The organism is Tessaracoccus antarcticus (assembly GCF_003688855.1).
Lineage (GTDB): Bacteria > Actinomycetota > Actinomycetes > Propionibacteriales > Propionibacteriaceae > Arachnia > Arachnia antarctica.
Genome location: NZ_REFW01000001.1, coordinates 872,193 through 888,078, shown reverse-complemented (window position 1 = coordinate 888,078; position 15,886 = coordinate 872,193). Strand labels below are relative to the sequence as shown.

The following is a 15,886-nucleotide window of genomic DNA, read 5'->3' as shown; positions in this document are numbered from 1 at the left end:
CCAGAGTCAAAGTCGCTGAAAGGGGTATCTCAACGCGTCGTCGCGTTGAGATAGAGGTGTACCCGGTCGGTGGTCCAGGTTGGTACGCCGGTGCCGAAGAAGTCTTGGTCCTCGGCCCAGATGGGGCAATCAAGCGTGAGTGCGGCCGCGAGGATGGGCCAGTCTCGAGGGTCAAGGATTTCGATCCGGGCCAGTGCCTCGCCCTTGGCCCGCAGGTAACTCATCCAACGCTCTGATGTCGCTTTCGAGGTGGCCCAACACATCCATCGCCGGCGCGAGATTTACGCTGCGCTTGCTCAACAGTCGGTGGGTGCCGTTGTGATGAGTCTGAGGCGGGGGTCGCCGAGAACTCGTGAGGAAACCTCGCGCTCCGTTCTGACAGAGAACGCTGGCTCCTTGATCCGTCGAGCGACGACGATGTTGTCGGTCACGGATACGGTCTGCCCCCCCCGGCCCAGTCGCGGAGTGATCATGGTTCGCCAGGAGAACTGGGTTCCAGTCAGAACCAAGACCGATCAAGCCGTAAGTCTCGCTCGGCCCGGGAAACCTGTGGCCCGCCGGCCACTCGGACCAGGGCGCCGCGGAGGCATGGTCGATGACAATCAGCGTGCCGCCCACCCCCAAGAGGTCACTGGCTCTGTGTAGAACCGCGTCCCGGTCGATCTGCAGCGGGCCGTGGAAGTAGCACGCATAGACAAGGTCGAACGAGTCCCCGGGCATCCCTTGGGTAATGTCTCGTTGCTGGGCGAACACGCGCTCGGACACTCCTTGCTGAGCGGCGAAGTGGCGAAGCCGCGATATCGCGGTACGTGACGCATCGAGCGCTGTGATCTTCCATCCGCGCCGAGCGAGCCAGAGCGCGTCGCCGCCGATCCCGCTCCCCAGGTCCAGAGCCCGGCCAGGCGTTCTCAAGTAGTCACTGAGGAGATCGACGAAGACCACGTTGGGCGAAGGGGGCGAGTCCGCTGCCGTCGCAGCTGCGTACCGCCGCTCCCAGGACTGTTCACTTGCTGTGCCCTTCATGCCATCCACGTCGCCACCGTCCCTCCGCCAGCCTGTGAGGGCAACAGAGTTGGCGATTCGCGCAAGAAGAGTTCGACCCACGGGCCTGCATGTATGGATTCAGCCATGGAACGCCAACTCTCTGATGGTGTGTAAGAGGCTTTGCTGAAGACGTGGGGTCGGTGTGCTTTCCGTGGGAAGCGGCGGCAAGCGAAGTAGTAGGAGCACGCCGGTCGGCAAGTTCTTGCGTGTCCACGCATCGTTCAGGGCGGCCGCATGCCGGGGACCTGGCAGTGGTGAATGGCATAGGTCAGTGGTCCGCGAGTGCAGCGTCGCGGCGCGTTTGCACGGCCCGGTTCAGGTCGGCGAATCCGAGGTCACCGTGAACCGCAGAGCCCGCCATCACTCCTGAGGCAGCTGATGCCATCACCATGGCCATCTGCTGGGATGCGTTACCGGCCGCCCACACGCCCGGGACGGCAGTCATGCCGCGTGGGTCCGTGGGGATCTGCTGTCCGAACGGTGTCGCCTCCCGCTGACCGCCAAGTGCCTCGAACAGTTCGGTCCTGGCGTTGAATCGCGGGGCGATCACGACGGCGTCGGTGTCGAAGGTACTCCCGCCCTCCACTTCAACGGCCTGTACCTGTGTGCCGTCGACAATCAGCCGCTCCACCCGGGTCCTGATGACGGGGACGTTCAGCGCCGCGAGCTGCTCGGACTGTTCCTCAGTCGGGTCGGCTGCTTCGTGGAGGAACAGGGTGACGTGTTCGCTGAGCTGACGAAACATCATGACGTGATGCACCGCGATCTCAGCACCGGTCAGAATGGCGATGCGCTGGTCACGGACTTCCCAGCCGTGGCAGAACGGGCAATGCAGCACGGTGCGACCCCACGCCTGCTCCACGCCCGGGATGGCTGGAAGATCATCGACGAGGCCGGTGGCGAGGATGATGCGGCGAGCATGGACCCGGTGGGCGCCGTGGTCCGTCTCGATGGTGAAGTCATCCACGCTTCCCAGGACGCGAGCTGCCCGCCCCTGGATGATCTGGACGCCATAGGATTCAGCCTCCGCCCGGCCCCGTGCCAGAAGTTCCAGTGGAGAGACGCCCTCTTGGCCGAGGACATTGTGCGCTCCTTCCGCCGGGGCGTTGCGTGGATGTCCTGCATCGATGACCACGACGCTGCGCCGTGAGCGGGCCAGCGCGATCGCGGCCGCCAGGCCCGCGGACCCACCGCCGACCACCACGACATCCGCCTTGATGGTCCCCTTGCCAAGAGAGGACTGCCGTCCAGAAGCACGATCGGCGGTGACCGGTTGCGCCGCATCTGAGGCAGCTGTTGCCTGCAACACGGGCAACTCAGGGCGTGCGACCACCCACACGCCACGGCCTGACGTGAAGGAGACCTCAGACATATCGGCTTCAATGCTCTCGATGGCGGTGTCGAGACCTCTCAGGTCCTCCATGGGTAATTCTTCGACGAGCTGTGCTCGACGCGAGCGCAGGTGCCGGGCCAGGTAGCGGGCACCCTCGCCGGTGACGGCATCAGCCCTCAGGGCTGACTGGTGGTGGCGGATGGGAGCAAAACCAACCTGGTCAAGCAGAGCCGACCAGTCCAGAGTCGCCCTACTACCGTGCGCGGCAGAGTTCGTAGTCAGACGATCTGCAAGGCCGTCCCGTCCGCTGCCGAGATCACCGGGTTCGAACCTCGGTGTACCGGTCATCTCCGTGAGGACCAGCAGCCCCCCCGGACGCAGCGCCTCGAACGCTCGCCGCAACACCTCGGCGGGGTTTGAAACGTGATGCAACGACAGCGCCGCCCACACCAGGTCCGCCTTTCTCGGTAGGCCGGAATACCAGTCGCCGTCGAGGTCGACGCGGTGCGCATGGACACGATCCGCTACTCCAGCCGCCACCGATGCAGCGCCCAGCCGTTCAAGCAGCTGGGGCGAGATGTCGATGCTATGGATCTGGGCGGTGGGGAATCGTGAAGCCAACGCAACGGTCCCAACACCGGTTCCGGCCCCGAGATCGACGATGAGAGAGGGCTCGGACGTCACCGTGGACGCTGCTTCGTCGAGTGCTATCTGAAGGACAGGCTGGCTCAGCGTGGCCTCAAGGTCCAGGTGGTCAGCGAGTCCTTCAGGGAGTTCAGACCACAAGGTGTGTGGGGGATGTGAATGATGCGTGTGGGGATTTGTCATGCCAGCTAGGCTAACCGGGGATTCCTGATTTGGCATACACTCTTGCGTGTGACGCAAGAAGACACTGAGAAAATCGTTCGCCAACGCATCCGTGGGTTGCGCCTTGCCCGCGGGTGGACTCTTGACAACCTCGCCGCCCGCAGCTCCATCTCCGCCTCGACTCTGAGTCGCATTGAGACCGGCCACCGCCGGATCGCGCTCGAACAACTCGTCGCGATCACCAAGGCGCTGGGAACATCGCTCGATCAACTAGTGGAACCAGAAGGCAACGAGGACGTGGTGATACGCCCCGAACCCGAATCCGTGAGTGGCGCGACGCTATGGCTCCTCTCACGCGAACGGGACCGTCGCGGCGTCACAATCGCGAAGATGCGCATCACCGACGACCGAGAGAGTTCCGATCCTCAAGTCCATCCCGGCTACGAATGGTTCACCGTGCTCAGCGGCACCATCCTGCTGCGGCTCGGGACACGAACAATCATGGTGTATCCAGGACAAGCAGCTGAGTTTTCCACGATGACCCCGCACTCCCTGCAAGCACACCAAGGCCCCGCCGAAATCCTCACCATCTTCGACCAGGACGGCGCACAGGCACACATGCCGGGACATCGACACGCCCCAGGGCGAAGACCAGCAGACCCCCGAAGCGCGGAGTAAATCGAGAGATCCGCTCATCATCCGCTACAGGGAAGGTGGACTGCTGCACGTTCAGATGATGGGTTGCGGTTCTCCCTGGCTTGGATGCACTGCTCCGTCCACTCCGCGACGGTGAGGGCCTTGGCGGTGGCGGGCTTGGCGCTGCGGGAGGCCGGCGGGCTCCACTGGTCGATGTCAATCAGCCGCAACTCATGCGAACGCCAATAGGTGGCGTCCTGCTTCACGCGAAACGTGCGGGAGTAGCGCCTGCCATCTGGACCGACGTAGCGCGTGTTCCAGTGGCCTCCTGCGAGCTTGCGCACACCGTCGTTCATGGTGGCCTCCGTGGGCACGAACTCAGACCTCGTGCCCAATCTCAGGGCTCTTCGTGTCCTGCTGCTGCGCCCCCTGCCGCACCCCAGACATGGCAAAACCCCCAGTCGACTGGCATTTGAGCTAGTCAACCGGGGGTTTCACTCTTGTGCGCGTGAGAGGAGTTGAACCTCCACGTCCCGAAGGACACTGGCACCTGAAGCCAGCGCGTCTGCCATTCCGCCACACGCGCACGGGGCCCTTGCGAGCCCGACGACAAAGGTTAGCACGGCGCGAGGGGATGACTGCAACTTGGCTGGTCGGCTTCAGCCTCAAGCGGACCGGGTCCCCGATACGCTGAATTGAACAGTATTAATGTCACCAAAGGGGGAAGCAGATGGCTGATTGGCCCATTTACATATGGATCCTGCTCGCAGTGGTCGTGATTGTGATCATCGTCATCATCGTGATGGTCGCGCGCAAGCAGAGCGCAGTGCAGAACCGAGAACGCGCCGCCGAGCTCCGGGAACGCGCCGGCAACAACGAGCAGTTGATCGATTCCCGCCAGGATCGCGCCAAGGAACTGGAACGCGAGGCCGACGAAGCCCGCCACAAGGCACTCACTGCGTCCGAGCAGGCCGACGCCCTCCGCGTCCAGGCCGGGGAGTCCGACGAACTCGCGGCCCGCGCCACAGAGCAGGCAGAGATCCTCGACGACGAGGCGACCCACAGCCGTGAGTCGTACGAGGAAGCCGTTGGGGAACGCGACAACGCCCTCCGCGAGGCCGACCGCCGCGATCCTGACGTTCACACCGACCGGCACGGGAACCGGATCGAGGACGACACCGATGACAAGACAGTCGCCGTCGACGACACCGCGGAGGTGACGGAAGGGTCAACGGCCGTGGTCGCTCGCGATGACGAACTGGTCGAGGCGGACAACGCTGCAGCGGTGATCGACGAGCCAACGCCTGCGGTCATCCCGGAGGCCGACGTTCTCGACGCAGACGATGACTACGAGAGCGACGAGTTCGCCGAGCCGGATGCCGACTACATCGACCCGGTGGAACACGACCGTGCGGATCATGAGCACAACAGCGGACTGTTCTCCGCCGACACGGTCCCGGCACGTGCGGACGTCGACGAACACCGGGTTGACGACCTCCCACCCGTGGAGGATGTGGAACCCATCGATTCCCAGTACGCAGCCGAGCCCGAACTCGCCACGGACGCCGATGCACCCGTCGCCGCCCGACGCATGGAGTACAGCCCCGCCGAGGATGACCTCATCGAGGACACCCCCCTGGTGGACCCCTACGGCAATCCTGTCGTGACACCAGAATCTCCCAGCCACCAGGCGTGGGACGACGGCGAAGACGATGTCCCCCGCGATGAACAGGGCCGCCGCCTCGACCCGTACGGCAACCCGGTCCCCGAGGACCGCAACCTCTGAGAAGGGAAGGACGATTCCTATGAGCACCAACGACGAACGCCACGAGGACGGCTACCGCCGCGACGAGTTCGGCAACCGCCTCGATGACGCCGGCAACCGCGTGGACCCCGACGGCCGCCCCATGGACGCCGGGGGCGACGCAGTGAACGAGGAGGGTGCCCGCGTCGACGACGAGGGCCGCCCCATGGACGACGGCGACGACGACGGCACGATCCTCCCCGGAGGAATCCCGCCCTTTCCGCCCATGATGGGTCACTGACCCAGGCATGCTCTCAGCGCCCGGCCCCTCGAGGGGTCGGGCGCTGCTGCGTTCCCCCCCACGCCGCACCGACAGGGGGAACCCGTCCTGCTTGCTAGGATTCCCCCGGGCCCCAACCGGCCCCCGGACGAGCGGGTCGTACCCGGTGAGCGACAAGACGACCCCGAAGAAGGTAGCCACCATGGCATGGGTCGTTCTCGTCATTTCCGGATTGTTTGAAGCAGCATGGGCCACCGCACTGGGGAAGTCCGACGGACTGACCAAGCTGTGGCCCTCCGTCGTGTTCGTCGTGACGGTGATCATCTCCATGCTGGGGCTCGGCTACGCCATGCGCACGCTGCCCACGGGCACCGCCTACGCAATTTGGGTGGGGATCGGCGCCAGCACCACGGTTATGTTCGCCATGGCCACGGGCGCAGAGCCGTTCCACGTCGTCCGACTGCTCCTGGTCCTGGGTATCGTGGCGTGCGTCGTCGGGCTCAAGTTGGTCTCCTGAGACCCTTTCACCGCAATGGGCAGTGCGGTGGACCGCCCAGACAGGCATCATTGATGGCATGGGTACACCACAGATGGAACTGGCCGCAGTGACTATCGACTGCTCGGACGCGGAAGCGCTCGCCAACTTCTACGCCAAGCTCACCGGCGGCGACGTGACCTACAGCGACGCTGAACAGGGCTACGCGCAGACGCAGTTCGGCGGCGCAACCCTCAACTTCCAGCAGGTCCACAGCTACACACAGCCCCAGTGGCCGGGCCAGGAGCACGCTCAGCAGTTCCATCTGGATCTCCGGGTGGATGACCTCGAGGCGGGCGTCAGCCATGCCCTGACCCTTGGCGCTACGCAAGCGATGGAGCAGCCCAGCGCGGAGCACTACCGGGTGATGATCGACCCGGACGGCCACCCGTTCTGCCTCTGCCCACCCGCGGCCGGGTGACACGACAACACCCCTCACGCACCACGAACATCGAACTGGAGAACAGCTTGAGCAACGACTCACCGCAGGGCGGGAGCCCGCAGGACCCCTCGCGCAACGACGGCGCAGCAGATGGCCACGCCGAGGACGGCTACCCCACCGAAGCGATCCCTCAGCAGGAGTACCCGCCGCAGCCCAACCCGCAGCAGGGTCAGCCCGGCTACCCGCAACAGGGCAACGCCCAGCAGCAGCCTCAGTACGGACAGGGCTACCCGCACCAGGGTCAGGGATACCAGCAGCAAGGCCAGGGTTCTCCGCCCCAGGGCCAGGGGTATCCACCCCAGGGCCAGGGCTACCCACCCCAGGGCCAGGGATACCAGCAGCAAGGCCAGGGTTCTCCGCAGCAGGGACAGGGCGGATACCCGCCCCAGGGCTGGGACCAGCAGGGCTACGCGCCGTCCTACGGTGAGCCGCCGAAGAAGTCCATGGCCGGCAAGGTGGTGGCCATCGCCGTCATCGTCGTCGTCCTCATCTTCCTGGCGGGCTTGGTCTGGGGCGTGATGTCCTGGCGCTCCGCGGATGCCGAGCCGCAGCCCAGCGTTGCGACCACCGTGCCATCAGACCCCACGCCGGAGCCGTCCGACGATGTCATAGTGGATCCGACGGAGGACCCCACGGTCATCCCGACATCCCAGGATGACGAAGCCACCAAGCCGGTCGAGCCCCCCGTTTCCGACGACCCGGCGCCCGCGGGTGAGCCACCCGTCATGCCCGCGACGGTGGGGGACTTCACGTCCGTCATCGACACAAGTTCGGACTTCGGCACCTGGTCCAGCGAGGACTACACCACGTTCAGCGCGAGCTGGTCGGCCTACCTCGAGCGGGACATGTTCCGCGACCAGATGGTTGAGCCCCAGGACATTGGCGTGTGGCTGTGCGGAGGCGTGGAGGACCTTGAGGCCTTCTCCTGTGTCACCGAGGTCCACGACGGCACAGTCCTCGTTGTCGGCGCCGGCGAAGTGGCAGACGCGGTCGCGACGGCAGCGTTCGGCGATCATCTCCTGGCAGCCTGGAAGTAACCGTGCGACCCCGCGGGGCGGCCCACCATCACCGGTGGGGCGCCCCGCGTTGTCGTGTGCCGGTACTTTCTTACCCATGACCCTCCGCGTGGCCTTCGTGTCGATGCACACCTCCCCCGCCGAACGGGCCGGCACCGCCGATGCCGGCGGGATGAACGTGCTGATCCGGTCGCTGGCCGAGGCACTGGGCGCACAGGGGGTGGAGGTGCACTTCATCACCCGCCGGTCGCACCCCGACCAACCGGCCGAGCAGCCATTGGCCCCGCAGGTGGTCCTGCACCACATCACCGCGGGCCCCGAGGCGCCGTTACCGAAGAGCCTCATCGACGCGCACATCGACGAGTTCCGGGATGGTCTCCAAACGCTGGGGAAATTCGACATCATCCATTCGCATCACTGGATGTCAGGGGTCGCAGCCCTGCCCGTGGCACGGGAGTGGGGTGTCCCCCACGTCATGACGTTCCACTCCGTGGCCGCCCACCCCAACTCGCCCCTGCGCGACGGGGAACCCCCGGAGAGCCCCGCCCGTCTGGAGGGCGAGGTGACCTGCGCCACCCAGTCTGACCTGGTGATCGCGGTTTCCCACCACGAAGCGGCCGTGGTGATCGGGCGCTGCGGTGCCGATCCGGAGCAGGTGGCCATCGTGCGGCCGGGTGTGGACGTGGTTCTGTTTCATCCCTCGGATGAGCCGTGGAGTCCTGCCGATGACGTCCGTCCCGGCTACCTCCTGTTTGCCGCCCGTCTGCAGCCACTCAAGGGCCCGGACGTGGCCCTCGCCGCACTGGCGGAGGTCCCGGAGGCGGAGCGCCCCGACCTGGTGATGGTGGGCCAGACCTCAGCCGACTTCACCGGGTACGAACATGAACTGCACCGACTCGTCGACGAACTCGGTCTTGACTCCCACGTGACGTTCCTACCGGGCCAGGACCGGGAATCCCTGGCGCAGCTCATGCGCCACGCCTCCCTCGTCCTGGTGCCGTCCCACTCCGAGACGTTCGGGCTCGTGGCGCTGGAGGCGTCGGCCTCCGGCACGCCGGTGCTGGCGGCCGCCGCCGGTGGGCTCACCGAAGCCATCTGCAACACCCACACCGGTGTCCTGGTCCCCGGGCACGACACCGCGCTCTGGGGCCGGGAACTCACCGCGCTGCTGCGCGACCCCGAGCGACGACACCGCATGGGCGAGTGCGGCCGCACACGGGCCCTGGACATGACCTGGCCCAAGGTGGCCACCCGTACGCTTGCCCACTACCACCGACTCCTGGGGGATCGATGAACATCTGCTTCGTGCACGCCCACCCCGATGACGAGACCCTCGCCACCGGCGCCCTCATTGCCCACCTCGGGCAGGAGGGCCATCAGGTATTCGTCCTGACGGCCACGCGCGGGGAGATGGGCGACGTGGTCCCCGGACCGCTGTCCCCGCTGGCCGGGACACCGGAGCTGGAACTCCGCCGCGAGCAGGAGCTGGCCGGGGCGCTGGAGGTGCTGGGTGTGACCGGCTCGGCCTTCCTCGGCTCGGATACTGCCCGCGCCATCCTCCCCTCCCGCCGCTACCTCGACTCCGGGATGCGCTGGGTCACCCCGGAGGTGGCAGGGCCGGCGGAACACGCCGACGAAGCGTCGCTGAGCGCTGCCGATCACACGGAGGTGGCAGCAGACATCGCAGCCTACCTCCGGCACATCGACGCCGAACTTGCCATCAGCTACGACGTCGACGGCGGCTACGGACACCCCGACCACGTGGCCATGCACCACGCCACGCGTCGCGCGGCCTCCCAGGTGGGAATCGGGTTCGCCGTCATCAGCCCGGAGCCGGGCGACGGGGTCCACTGGTACGCGCTGGAGGACCTGCTGCCCGTGGTGGTCGAGGCGCTTGGCCACCACCAAACCCAGCTGAGCGTGCACGGCACCACCCTCACGCACTCCGGCGGTCAGCCCGACGTGGTCAGGACCTCCGTGGGGCTGAAGGGCGACCTACCGGGCTGACGTGGCGCCGCCGCGGGGTCGGTCGTCGTCCCCGTCGTCGCCGTCGCCGTCGACTGATTCCTTCGAGGATGCGTCGTCATTCTGCTCGGTGTAGTCCCCGTCGGCGTGCTGCTCACGCAACTCAGCGCCTTCGGCCACCAGCGCGTCGAACTTCTTGGCCTGCTTGTCCACCTGCCGGTCGTCGCGCAGGGGCAGCTGCACGGACTCCTCCGCCTCGATGCCGCCCTGCAGCTCGCGCCCGCGCTCCACCTCGGCGTCGATCTCGGCGCCCAGCAGCAGCACGTTGTTCACGATCCAGATACCCAGCAGCAGGATGATGACGGAACCGATGATGCCGTAGGTGGCGCCGTAGGAGGAGAACTTGCTGACGTAGAACGCGAACGCGCCCACGGCGATCGCGGAGATCACCAGGGCCACCAGCGAGCCGATGCTCACCCAGCGGAACTTCGGCTGCCGCACGTTGGGCGTGAAGTAGTAGAGGAGCGCGATCAGCAGCACCGCGAGAGCGATCACCACGGGCCACTTGGCGATGGACCACACCAGCACGGCGGTGTCGCCGAGCCCGATCAACCCGCCCACTGCGTCCGCCACCCCGCCGGAGAGTGCAAGGGCAAAGACGATGACGGCCACGATGATGAGCATCGCGAACGTCAGCAGCAGCATGGCCGGCTTCAACTTCCAGACGGGGCGCCCCTCCTCGATCTCGTAGATGCGGTTCATCGACCGGCCGAACGCTCCGACGTAGCCGGACGCCGTCCACAGCGCACCGACGAGCCCCGTCACCAGCGCAAACCCGGCCCCGGACTGGGAGGTCAGGCCGCTGATCGTGGTTTCCAGCAGCGGCTGCAGATCCTTGGGTGCGTAGTCGTTGAGCCATCCGGTGAGGGCCTGCGTGGTCTGCTCCCCCTGCCCGAACACACCCAGCAGGGACACCAGCGCCAGCAGCGCCGGGAAGAGGGACAGCACCGCGAAGTAGGTGAGGCCCGCCGCCAGGTCCGTGCACTTGTCCTTGCCGAACTCGGAGATGGCCCGCTTGCCGATGTACTTCCAGCTCGGCTTCGTCAGGTCCGTGGGGTCGTCGGGCTTCCTGTCGTCGTCCGGTTCGGGGGCGTTATGTGCCTTCTCCTGGGATTTCCGGGTGGCGTACTCGCTCATGACGTGACTCCTGCAGGGTGTGGTGACAACTCTCCAGCACTGTACGGACGGGACAGTTCAAGTCAGGCCACCCGCAGGGGTGGCACACCGCAGCCCCTATCGTGGAGCCCATGCCAGCCCCGAGCCGCGACGCGCGCTACCGACACATCTTCTGGGACATGGGCGGCACCATCGTCAACACCTATCCGGGGCTGGACGCGGCGCTGGCGGGGGTGGTCCGGGCCCATGGCGACACCATCGACGACCACGACGTCGCACTCCTGACCCGGCGCTCCACAGGGGCGGCCATCACCGCACTCTCACGTCGCTTCGGCATTCCCGAGACGATGTTCCGCGAGGCAGAGGCCCGGTTGAAGCAGTCATGGAGGGACACGCCACCGCCGGCCATGCCCGGAATCCACGAGGCCATGGCCGCCATCAGCGGCCTGAACCTGGTGGTGACCCATCGCGACCGACGCAGCGCCACGGCACTGTTGGAAGCACTCGACATCCACGTCGACGACATGGCCTGCGCCCCCGACGGCCACCCACGCAAACCCTCCCCCGCCATGCACGTGGAGCTGCTGGGACGCCACGGGCTTGACCCGCGGGACTGCGTCGGAGTGGGAGACCGCCCGCTCGACGCGACGGCCGCGCGCGCCGCCGGCATGCACGCAGTGATGCTGCGCACGCCCCGGATCAGCCTCGACAACGAGGCCGACCTCCAGGTGGAGTCCCTCGGGGAGCTCCTGCCCTGGCTGGCGTGAGCATCACCTGGCAGTGACGTGCAGGATCCCCGGGAGTTCGTCGACGGGGCTGCGCCCTGTGCGTGCAAAGTCTGCCCAGAGCTGCCGCATGACCGTGCCCTGCCTCCGGATTTCCGACAGGGCCACCCCCTCCAGGAGGTCTCCCACCTCCCAGGAGTGCGTCGGGAACAGCAGCGCCAACTCGATGACATGTGCCCCTTGGAACCGCGGTCCGGCGCCCCAGTCGAGGAAGTACTGGGCGGCGTTGCCACCAGCGCGACGGTGGCGCTCCACGAAGTGGCCGATGGCGTCGTCGTAGATGCGACGGGTGGTTCTCACCACCGCTGCCTCATAGATCCGGGTCCCCACCTCGGAGCGCCGCAGCCGGGCGAGCGCGGGCATCAGTTCCGCGAACAGCGCCGACTCGCGGGAGTTCGAGCCGATGAGCACGTCCACGTCGGGCGCAACGGCAGCCCAGGCCTCGTCCAGCTCATCCTCCGGCGGGAGTGGGTCGTGGCCGTACTGCACACCGAACGGCATCGCGGCCACCCAGCCAAAGCGTCCCAGTCCCCGCACCAGACCTGCCTGCGCCACCACCATCGTCTCGTTCGTGAGTCGCTCCGGAAGCTCACGCAACCGCCCGCTCATCTTCTTCGCCATGGCGGCGCGACCCAGCGTGATGCCGAGCGGGGGGCTCTGCAGGATCGCGTGACGAAACAGCCCGGAAGCGCCGTCGGCGATCATGAGGTGAGCGACGGCGTCCGCGCCGGCCGACTGACCGAAGATGGTGACGGTGTCGGGGTCGCCCCCGAACGCGGCAATGTTGCGTCGCACCCATCGCAGCGCCTCCATCTGGTCCAGCAGACCGAGGTTCGCGGGCCGCCCGTCGCCGCCCAGGAATCCCAGCGGCCCCAGCCTGTAGGTGACAGTGACCACAACGACCCGTTGTTCCTCCACCAGCAGGGCGGGGTCGCTGTAGGTCTCGTCACCACCACCGGTTTCGTAGGAACCGCCGTGAATCCACACCATGACGGGCAGTCCCTCGTCGGCCACCGCGTCGCGGGGCGTCGTGATGGACAGGTACTGGCAGTGCTCGTCGACGCCCATGTCGCGTCGCTCACTCTCCGGCCGCTGCAGAGGGTTGGCGCGCTGGGGGCAGCGGGGCGAGAAGCGGGTGGCATCGACGTCGCCGTCGACCTCCGGCTCCGCCACGGGCTTCCCGTACCGCTCCGCGCGGGCGTACCGGATCCCGGTCGCCCGCTTCACGGCGCCGTCGTACCAGCCGAGCACCTTCCCGGCCGGGCACTGCACACTCGTCACATCCATCAACACTCCTGAACTTTTTGGCCCCACCCAGAGTGCCACGCATCCGGGACAGCTCACGAGCCCCTTCGATACGGCGCTGCCCCCGTCGCACCCGGCATCACAATTCACGGCGACTGCTCGGGAACGGGATCGTGGATGGTGATCCCGACTAGTCTCGGCTCAACCGTTGACAAGGGGAACCATGCAGATCACCGTGCTGGGCCACGCCCACGCCTCCTTCTCGCCCGAGCGAGCCACCCTGCGGATGCGGCTGGGCGTGGAGGGCAGCGACAAGCAGGCCGCCATGGAACACACCACGTCCCTCGTGCAGGGCTTCACGACCGTGGTGGAGCAGCTCAAGGACATGTCCCCCTCCCCCACCAGCTGGTCCTCTGTCGCCCCCATCGCGACGCGAAGCTGGCGGCCGTGGTCACAGGACGGGAAGGTGCTGCCCACCCGCCACGCTGCGGAGTGCCTTGTGAAGCTCAAGTTCACCGACTTCCACTCTCTCTCCCGTTTCATCGACCGGTGGGGCGGTCGCACCGGCGTCACCGTTGAGGGCGTCGACTGGACGCTGACGGAGGGCCGCCGGAAACAGGAGGAGGACAACGTGCTGGCCCAAGCCGTCGTGCAGGCCCACGCCCGGGCCACGACGATGGCGCGCGCCGCCGGGGAGCAGAGCGTGCGGTTCCTGGAGATCGCCGACGAGGGCCTGCTCGCCGAGCAGCAGTCGGCCGCATCGCCCACGATGTACGGCGCCGCCATGCGCTCGGGCGCTCCCCCTGATTCCGAGGGCATCACGATCGCCCCCGAGGACGTGGAACTCGACGTGACGGTGCACGCCCGCTTCAGTACGGACTGACTGGCCGACCGGCGGGACTCTCGTCCTCCAGCGTGCGCCACGAACGACGTGGCGGGTTGAGGAACGGACGTCGCAGGTCAGGCGTTCCTTCAGCGGATCTGGTCATCGCGCAGGGTGAGGATCGCTTCCTTGACCCGCCAGTCGGAGGCCTCCAGCGCCCCCGTGGCAACGTTCTCGTCCACCTCCGCCAGTTCGGCGACCATCCGCACGGCCCGGATTCTGAGCTTCTCGTTGGTGGCGCGCAGGTCCACCATCCGGTTGCCCATCACCTTGCCTGCCCGGACCATGGTGATGGTGGAGATCATGTTCAACACCAGCTTCTGGGCGGTGCCGGAGCGCAGGCGCGTGGAACCGGCCACCACCTCGGGTCCCACCACCACCTCGATCCCGTGCTCCGCCACCGCGGAGGTCTCCGCGTCGGCGTTGCAGCTGAGCGCCACCGACAGGGCCCCGACGGATCGGGCGTGCCGCAGCGCACCGATGACGTAGGGCGTCCGCCCGCTGGAGGCAATCCCGACGACAGCGTCCCGCTCCCCCACCCCCACGGCTGCCACGTCGGCGGCACCCTGGTCGGCGTCATCCTCGGCACCCTCCATGGCGGAGCGCAGCGCCACGTCCCCGCCTGCGATGAGGCCGAGGACCTGGTCCGGGCTGGTGTTGAAGGTGGGCGGGCACTCGGAGGCATCGAGCACACCCAGACGTCCCGAGGTGCCGGCACCGACGTAGATGATCCGACCGCCCGCGGCAAACCGCTCGGCGATGGCCTCGATGGCGGGGATGATCTGCGGCAGGGCCCGTTCGACCGCCTCGGGCACGCCCCTGTCGGCGTCGTTCATGACTCGGGCCAGCTGCCCCACAGTCATCTCGTCCAGGTGCGAGAAGCGCTCATCGACTCCCTCGGTGGTCAAGGTCCTGGACAGCTCCACTGCAAACTCCTCGGGCGGGGTCTCGTCGACGTCGACGGCGGAACTAGGCGGAGCCCCGCTCCACCAACGTACCGTCCATCACCGTCGCCGTCTCGGTGGGGCGACCCTCAATGAGGTTGACGAGCACGCGCGCCATCTCGGCGCCCATCTCCACCAGCGGCTGGTGCACCGTGGTCAGCGGCGGGTCGGTGCTGGCGCTGAAGTAGGAGTCGTCAAACCCCACCACGGCAACGTCGTCGGGTATGCGACGACCTGCCTCGCGCAGGACGGGGTAGGCCCCCAGTGCCATCTGGTCGTTGGCGACGAAGACCGCATCGATGGGCTCGCCACCCTCCAGCAACGTGCGCATGGCTGCAGCGCCGGAGTCCGCCGTGAAGTCCCCGTACGCGACGGGGCCGGGTTGCAAACCTGCCTCAGCCAGCACCTGGGCCCACCCCGTCAACCGGTCGAGCCCCGGCGGCATGTCCTGCGGCCCCGCGATGGTGGCCACGTGGGTGCGACCGCGGTCGATGAGGTACTGCACGGCGATCCTTGCGCCCCGAAGATTGTCGACGTCCACGAAGTGGTGTTCGGAATCGGACCGCACGAGCGGCCGCCCCCCGAACACGACCGGCAGCATGTCGCTGAGCTCCGCCCACGAGTGGTCACCAGTGTGGTGCGACACCACCAGGGCGCCGTCGACGTTGCCACCCAGCAGGTAGCGCCTCGTCTTGGGTGCCTGCGCCTCGGACTCGATGATCATGTTGAGCGTGTAATCGGTGGGTGCCAGCTCCAGCGCGATCCCCTGCACCACGGAGGCGAAGAACGGGTCCGCGAACACCTTGGCGGCAGACTCCGGCACCACCAGGGCTATGGACTGGGTGCGGCGCCGCGCAAGGGAACGAGCCGCCCGGTTGGGGACGTAGTTCAGCGCGTCAATGGAGCGCTGGACCACCTCCACCATCTGCTTGTCCACCGTCGCGGCGCCATTGACCACCCGCGACACCGTCGCGCGCGACACCCCAGCGTGATGGGCAACCATCTCCAGGGTGGGCGCCTTGCTCCTCGTCATGCCCATCAGAAACCACCT

18 protein-coding genes, 1 tRNA gene and 1 riboswitch are annotated in these 15,886 nt (G+C 67.1%); of the genes, 10 read left to right on the top strand and 9 right to left on the bottom strand.

Going from position 1 to position 15,886, the window contains the following annotated elements; genetic code table 11:
* Positions 1–29 precede the first annotated feature (29 nt).
* From EAX62_RS03795 to EAX62_RS03785, 3 genes are all read right to left on the bottom strand, one after another.
* A complete protein-coding gene (locus tag EAX62_RS03795) occupies positions 30–224 on the bottom strand; it encodes a PIN domain-containing protein (protein ID WP_199711101.1) in 195 nt (64 codons plus the stop codon).
* A complete protein-coding gene (locus tag EAX62_RS17465; RefSeq protein ID WP_121900301.1) occupies positions 172–1,023 on the bottom strand; it encodes a class I SAM-dependent methyltransferase in 852 nt (283 codons plus the stop codon). The genes EAX62_RS03795 and EAX62_RS17465 overlap by 53 nt, the downstream gene beginning before the upstream one ends.
* A gap of 289 nt (positions 1,024–1,312) precedes the next feature.
* On the bottom strand, positions 1,313–3,205 hold the full coding sequence (locus tag EAX62_RS03785) for an FAD-dependent oxidoreductase (protein WP_158600503.1): 1,893 nt from the start codon (positions 3,203–3,205) through the stop codon (positions 1,313–1,315).
* Between the two features lie 48 nt (positions 3,206–3,253).
* On the opposite strand from EAX62_RS03785, the gene EAX62_RS03780 reads away from it, so the two are divergent.
* Positions 3,254–3,862: a helix-turn-helix domain-containing protein gene (locus tag EAX62_RS03780; protein ID WP_121900299.1), complete on the top strand. Its 609-nt coding sequence runs from the start codon at positions 3,254–3,256 to the stop codon at positions 3,860–3,862.
* Between the two features lie 17 nt (positions 3,863–3,879).
* Here EAX62_RS03780 and EAX62_RS03775 read toward each other — a convergent pair whose 3' ends face one another.
* Positions 3,880–4,176, bottom strand: a complete 297-nt coding sequence (locus EAX62_RS03775; RefSeq protein WP_147453998.1) for a hypothetical protein — start codon at positions 4,174–4,176, stop codon at positions 3,880–3,882.
* 147 nt (positions 4,177–4,323) lie between these two features.
* A tRNA-Leu gene (locus tag EAX62_RS03770) sits at positions 4,324–4,406 on the bottom strand.
* A gap of 144 nt (positions 4,407–4,550) precedes the next feature.
* Between EAX62_RS03770 and EAX62_RS03765 the strand changes: the two genes are divergently transcribed.
* From EAX62_RS03765 to EAX62_RS03730, 7 genes are all read left to right on the top strand, one after another.
* Complete coding sequence (locus tag EAX62_RS03765; RefSeq protein ID WP_121900297.1) at positions 4,551–5,606, top strand: hypothetical protein; 1,056 nt, start codon at positions 4,551–4,553, stop codon at positions 5,604–5,606.
* A gap of 19 nt (positions 5,607–5,625) precedes the next feature.
* A complete protein-coding gene (locus tag EAX62_RS03760; protein WP_121900296.1) occupies positions 5,626–5,865 on the top strand; it encodes a hypothetical protein in 240 nt (79 codons plus the stop codon).
* A 104-nt stretch (positions 5,866–5,969) separates the two neighbouring features.
* Positions 5,970–6,032: riboswitch (guanidine-III (ykkC-III) riboswitch) on the top strand.
* Between the two features lie 14 nt (positions 6,033–6,046).
* Positions 6,047–6,361, top strand: coding sequence for a DMT family transporter (locus EAX62_RS03755; protein WP_121900993.1), 315 nt, complete (start codon positions 6,047–6,049; stop codon positions 6,359–6,361).
* A 58-nt stretch (positions 6,362–6,419) separates the two neighbouring features.
* A complete protein-coding gene (locus EAX62_RS03750) occupies positions 6,420–6,800 on the top strand; it encodes a VOC family protein (RefSeq protein WP_121900992.1) in 381 nt (126 codons plus the stop codon).
* A gap of 47 nt (positions 6,801–6,847) precedes the next feature.
* A complete protein-coding gene (locus EAX62_RS16645; RefSeq protein WP_158600501.1) occupies positions 6,848–7,858 on the top strand; it encodes a hypothetical protein in 1,011 nt (336 codons plus the stop codon).
* A gap of 76 nt (positions 7,859–7,934) precedes the next feature.
* Positions 7,935–9,131: a glycosyltransferase gene (locus tag EAX62_RS03735; RefSeq protein WP_158600499.1), complete on the top strand. Its 1,197-nt coding sequence runs from the start codon at positions 7,935–7,937 to the stop codon at positions 9,129–9,131.
* Positions 9,128–9,844 (top strand): PIG-L family deacetylase, encoded by a 717-nt coding sequence (locus EAX62_RS03730; protein ID WP_121900292.1) that lies wholly within the window; start codon positions 9,128–9,130, stop codon positions 9,842–9,844. Before EAX62_RS03735 ends, EAX62_RS03730 begins: the two co-directional genes overlap by 4 nt.
* Here the strand turns inward: EAX62_RS03730 and EAX62_RS03725 are convergent.
* Entirely contained in the window at positions 9,833–10,999 is a 1,167-nt protein-coding gene (locus tag EAX62_RS03725; protein WP_121900291.1) for a YihY/virulence factor BrkB family protein, read from the bottom strand. The two genes, EAX62_RS03730 and EAX62_RS03725, sit on opposite strands and share 12 nt — an antisense overlap.
* Positions 11,000–11,109: 110 nt before the next feature.
* On the opposite strand from EAX62_RS03725, the gene EAX62_RS03720 reads away from it, so the two are divergent.
* Positions 11,110–11,745: an HAD family hydrolase gene (locus EAX62_RS03720; RefSeq protein ID WP_121900290.1), complete on the top strand. Its 636-nt coding sequence runs from the start codon at positions 11,110–11,112 to the stop codon at positions 11,743–11,745.
* 3 nt (positions 11,746–11,748) lie between these two features.
* Here EAX62_RS03720 and EAX62_RS03715 read toward each other — a convergent pair whose 3' ends face one another.
* Complete coding sequence (locus tag EAX62_RS03715) at positions 11,749–13,050, bottom strand: carboxylesterase family protein (protein ID WP_121900289.1); 1,302 nt, start codon at positions 13,048–13,050, stop codon at positions 11,749–11,751.
* Positions 13,051–13,231: 181 nt separating this feature from the next.
* Between EAX62_RS03715 and EAX62_RS03710 the strand changes: the two genes are divergently transcribed.
* Positions 13,232–13,891 (top strand): SIMPL domain-containing protein, encoded by a 660-nt coding sequence (locus EAX62_RS03710; protein WP_121900288.1) that lies wholly within the window; start codon positions 13,232–13,234, stop codon positions 13,889–13,891.
* 89 nt (positions 13,892–13,980) lie between these two features.
* Here the strand turns inward: EAX62_RS03710 and murQ are convergent, their stop codons facing one another.
* Together murQ and EAX62_RS03700 are read right to left on the bottom strand one after the other, a co-directional pair.
* The gene (gene murQ, locus EAX62_RS03705; protein ID WP_121900287.1) at positions 13,981–14,817 is read right to left on the bottom strand and encodes an N-acetylmuramic acid 6-phosphate etherase; all 837 of its coding nucleotides are present in this window, start codon (positions 14,815–14,817) and stop codon (positions 13,981–13,983) included.
* A gap of 43 nt (positions 14,818–14,860) precedes the next feature.
* Positions 14,861–15,874, bottom strand: coding sequence for a LacI family DNA-binding transcriptional regulator (locus EAX62_RS03700; RefSeq protein WP_121900286.1), 1,014 nt, complete (start codon positions 15,872–15,874; stop codon positions 14,861–14,863).
* Positions 15,875–15,886 lie beyond the last annotated feature (12 nt).

Excerpts from the sequence above, each read along its gene's own strand:
- EAX62_RS03755 (WP_121900993.1), top strand. The coding sequence starts at position 6,047 with ATGGCATGGGTCGTTCTCGTCATTTCCGGATTGTTTGAAGCAGCATGG.
- EAX62_RS03715 (WP_121900289.1), bottom strand. The coding sequence starts at position 13,050 with ATGGATGTGACGAGTGTGCAGTGCCCGGCCGGGAAGGTGCTCGGCTGG.
- EAX62_RS17465 (WP_121900301.1), bottom strand. The coding sequence starts at position 1,023 with ATGAAGGGCACAGCAAGTGAACAGTCCTGGGAGCGGCGGTACGCAGCT.
- EAX62_RS03710 (WP_121900288.1), top strand. The coding sequence starts at position 13,232 with ATGCAGATCACCGTGCTGGGCCACGCCCACGCCTCCTTCTCGCCCGAG.
- EAX62_RS03735 (WP_158600499.1), top strand. The coding sequence starts at position 7,935 with ATGACCCTCCGCGTGGCCTTCGTGTCGATGCACACCTCCCCCGCCGAA.
- EAX62_RS03785 (WP_158600503.1), bottom strand. The coding sequence starts at position 3,205 with ATGACAAATCCCCACACGCATCATTCACATCCCCCACACACCTTGTGG.
- EAX62_RS03700 (WP_121900286.1), bottom strand. The coding sequence starts at position 15,874 with ATGGGCATGACGAGGAGCAAGGCGCCCACCCTGGAGATGGTTGCCCAT.
- EAX62_RS03750 (WP_121900992.1), top strand. The coding sequence starts at position 6,420 with ATGGGTACACCACAGATGGAACTGGCCGCAGTGACTATCGACTGCTCG.
- EAX62_RS03760 (WP_121900296.1), top strand. The coding sequence starts at position 5,626 with ATGAGCACCAACGACGAACGCCACGAGGACGGCTACCGCCGCGACGAG.
- EAX62_RS03795 (WP_199711101.1), bottom strand. The coding sequence starts at position 224 with ATGAGTTACCTGCGGGCCAAGGGCGAGGCACTGGCCCGGATCGAAATC.
- EAX62_RS03765 (WP_121900297.1), top strand. The coding sequence starts at position 4,551 with ATGGCTGATTGGCCCATTTACATATGGATCCTGCTCGCAGTGGTCGTG.
- EAX62_RS03720 (WP_121900290.1), top strand. The coding sequence starts at position 11,110 with ATGCCAGCCCCGAGCCGCGACGCGCGCTACCGACACATCTTCTGGGAC.
- EAX62_RS03725 (WP_121900291.1), bottom strand. The coding sequence starts at position 10,999 with ATGAGCGAGTACGCCACCCGGAAATCCCAGGAGAAGGCACATAACGCC.
- EAX62_RS03730 (WP_121900292.1), top strand. The coding sequence starts at position 9,128 with ATGAACATCTGCTTCGTGCACGCCCACCCCGATGACGAGACCCTCGCC.
- EAX62_RS03775 (WP_147453998.1), bottom strand. The coding sequence starts at position 4,176 with ATGAACGACGGTGTGCGCAAGCTCGCAGGAGGCCACTGGAACACGCGC.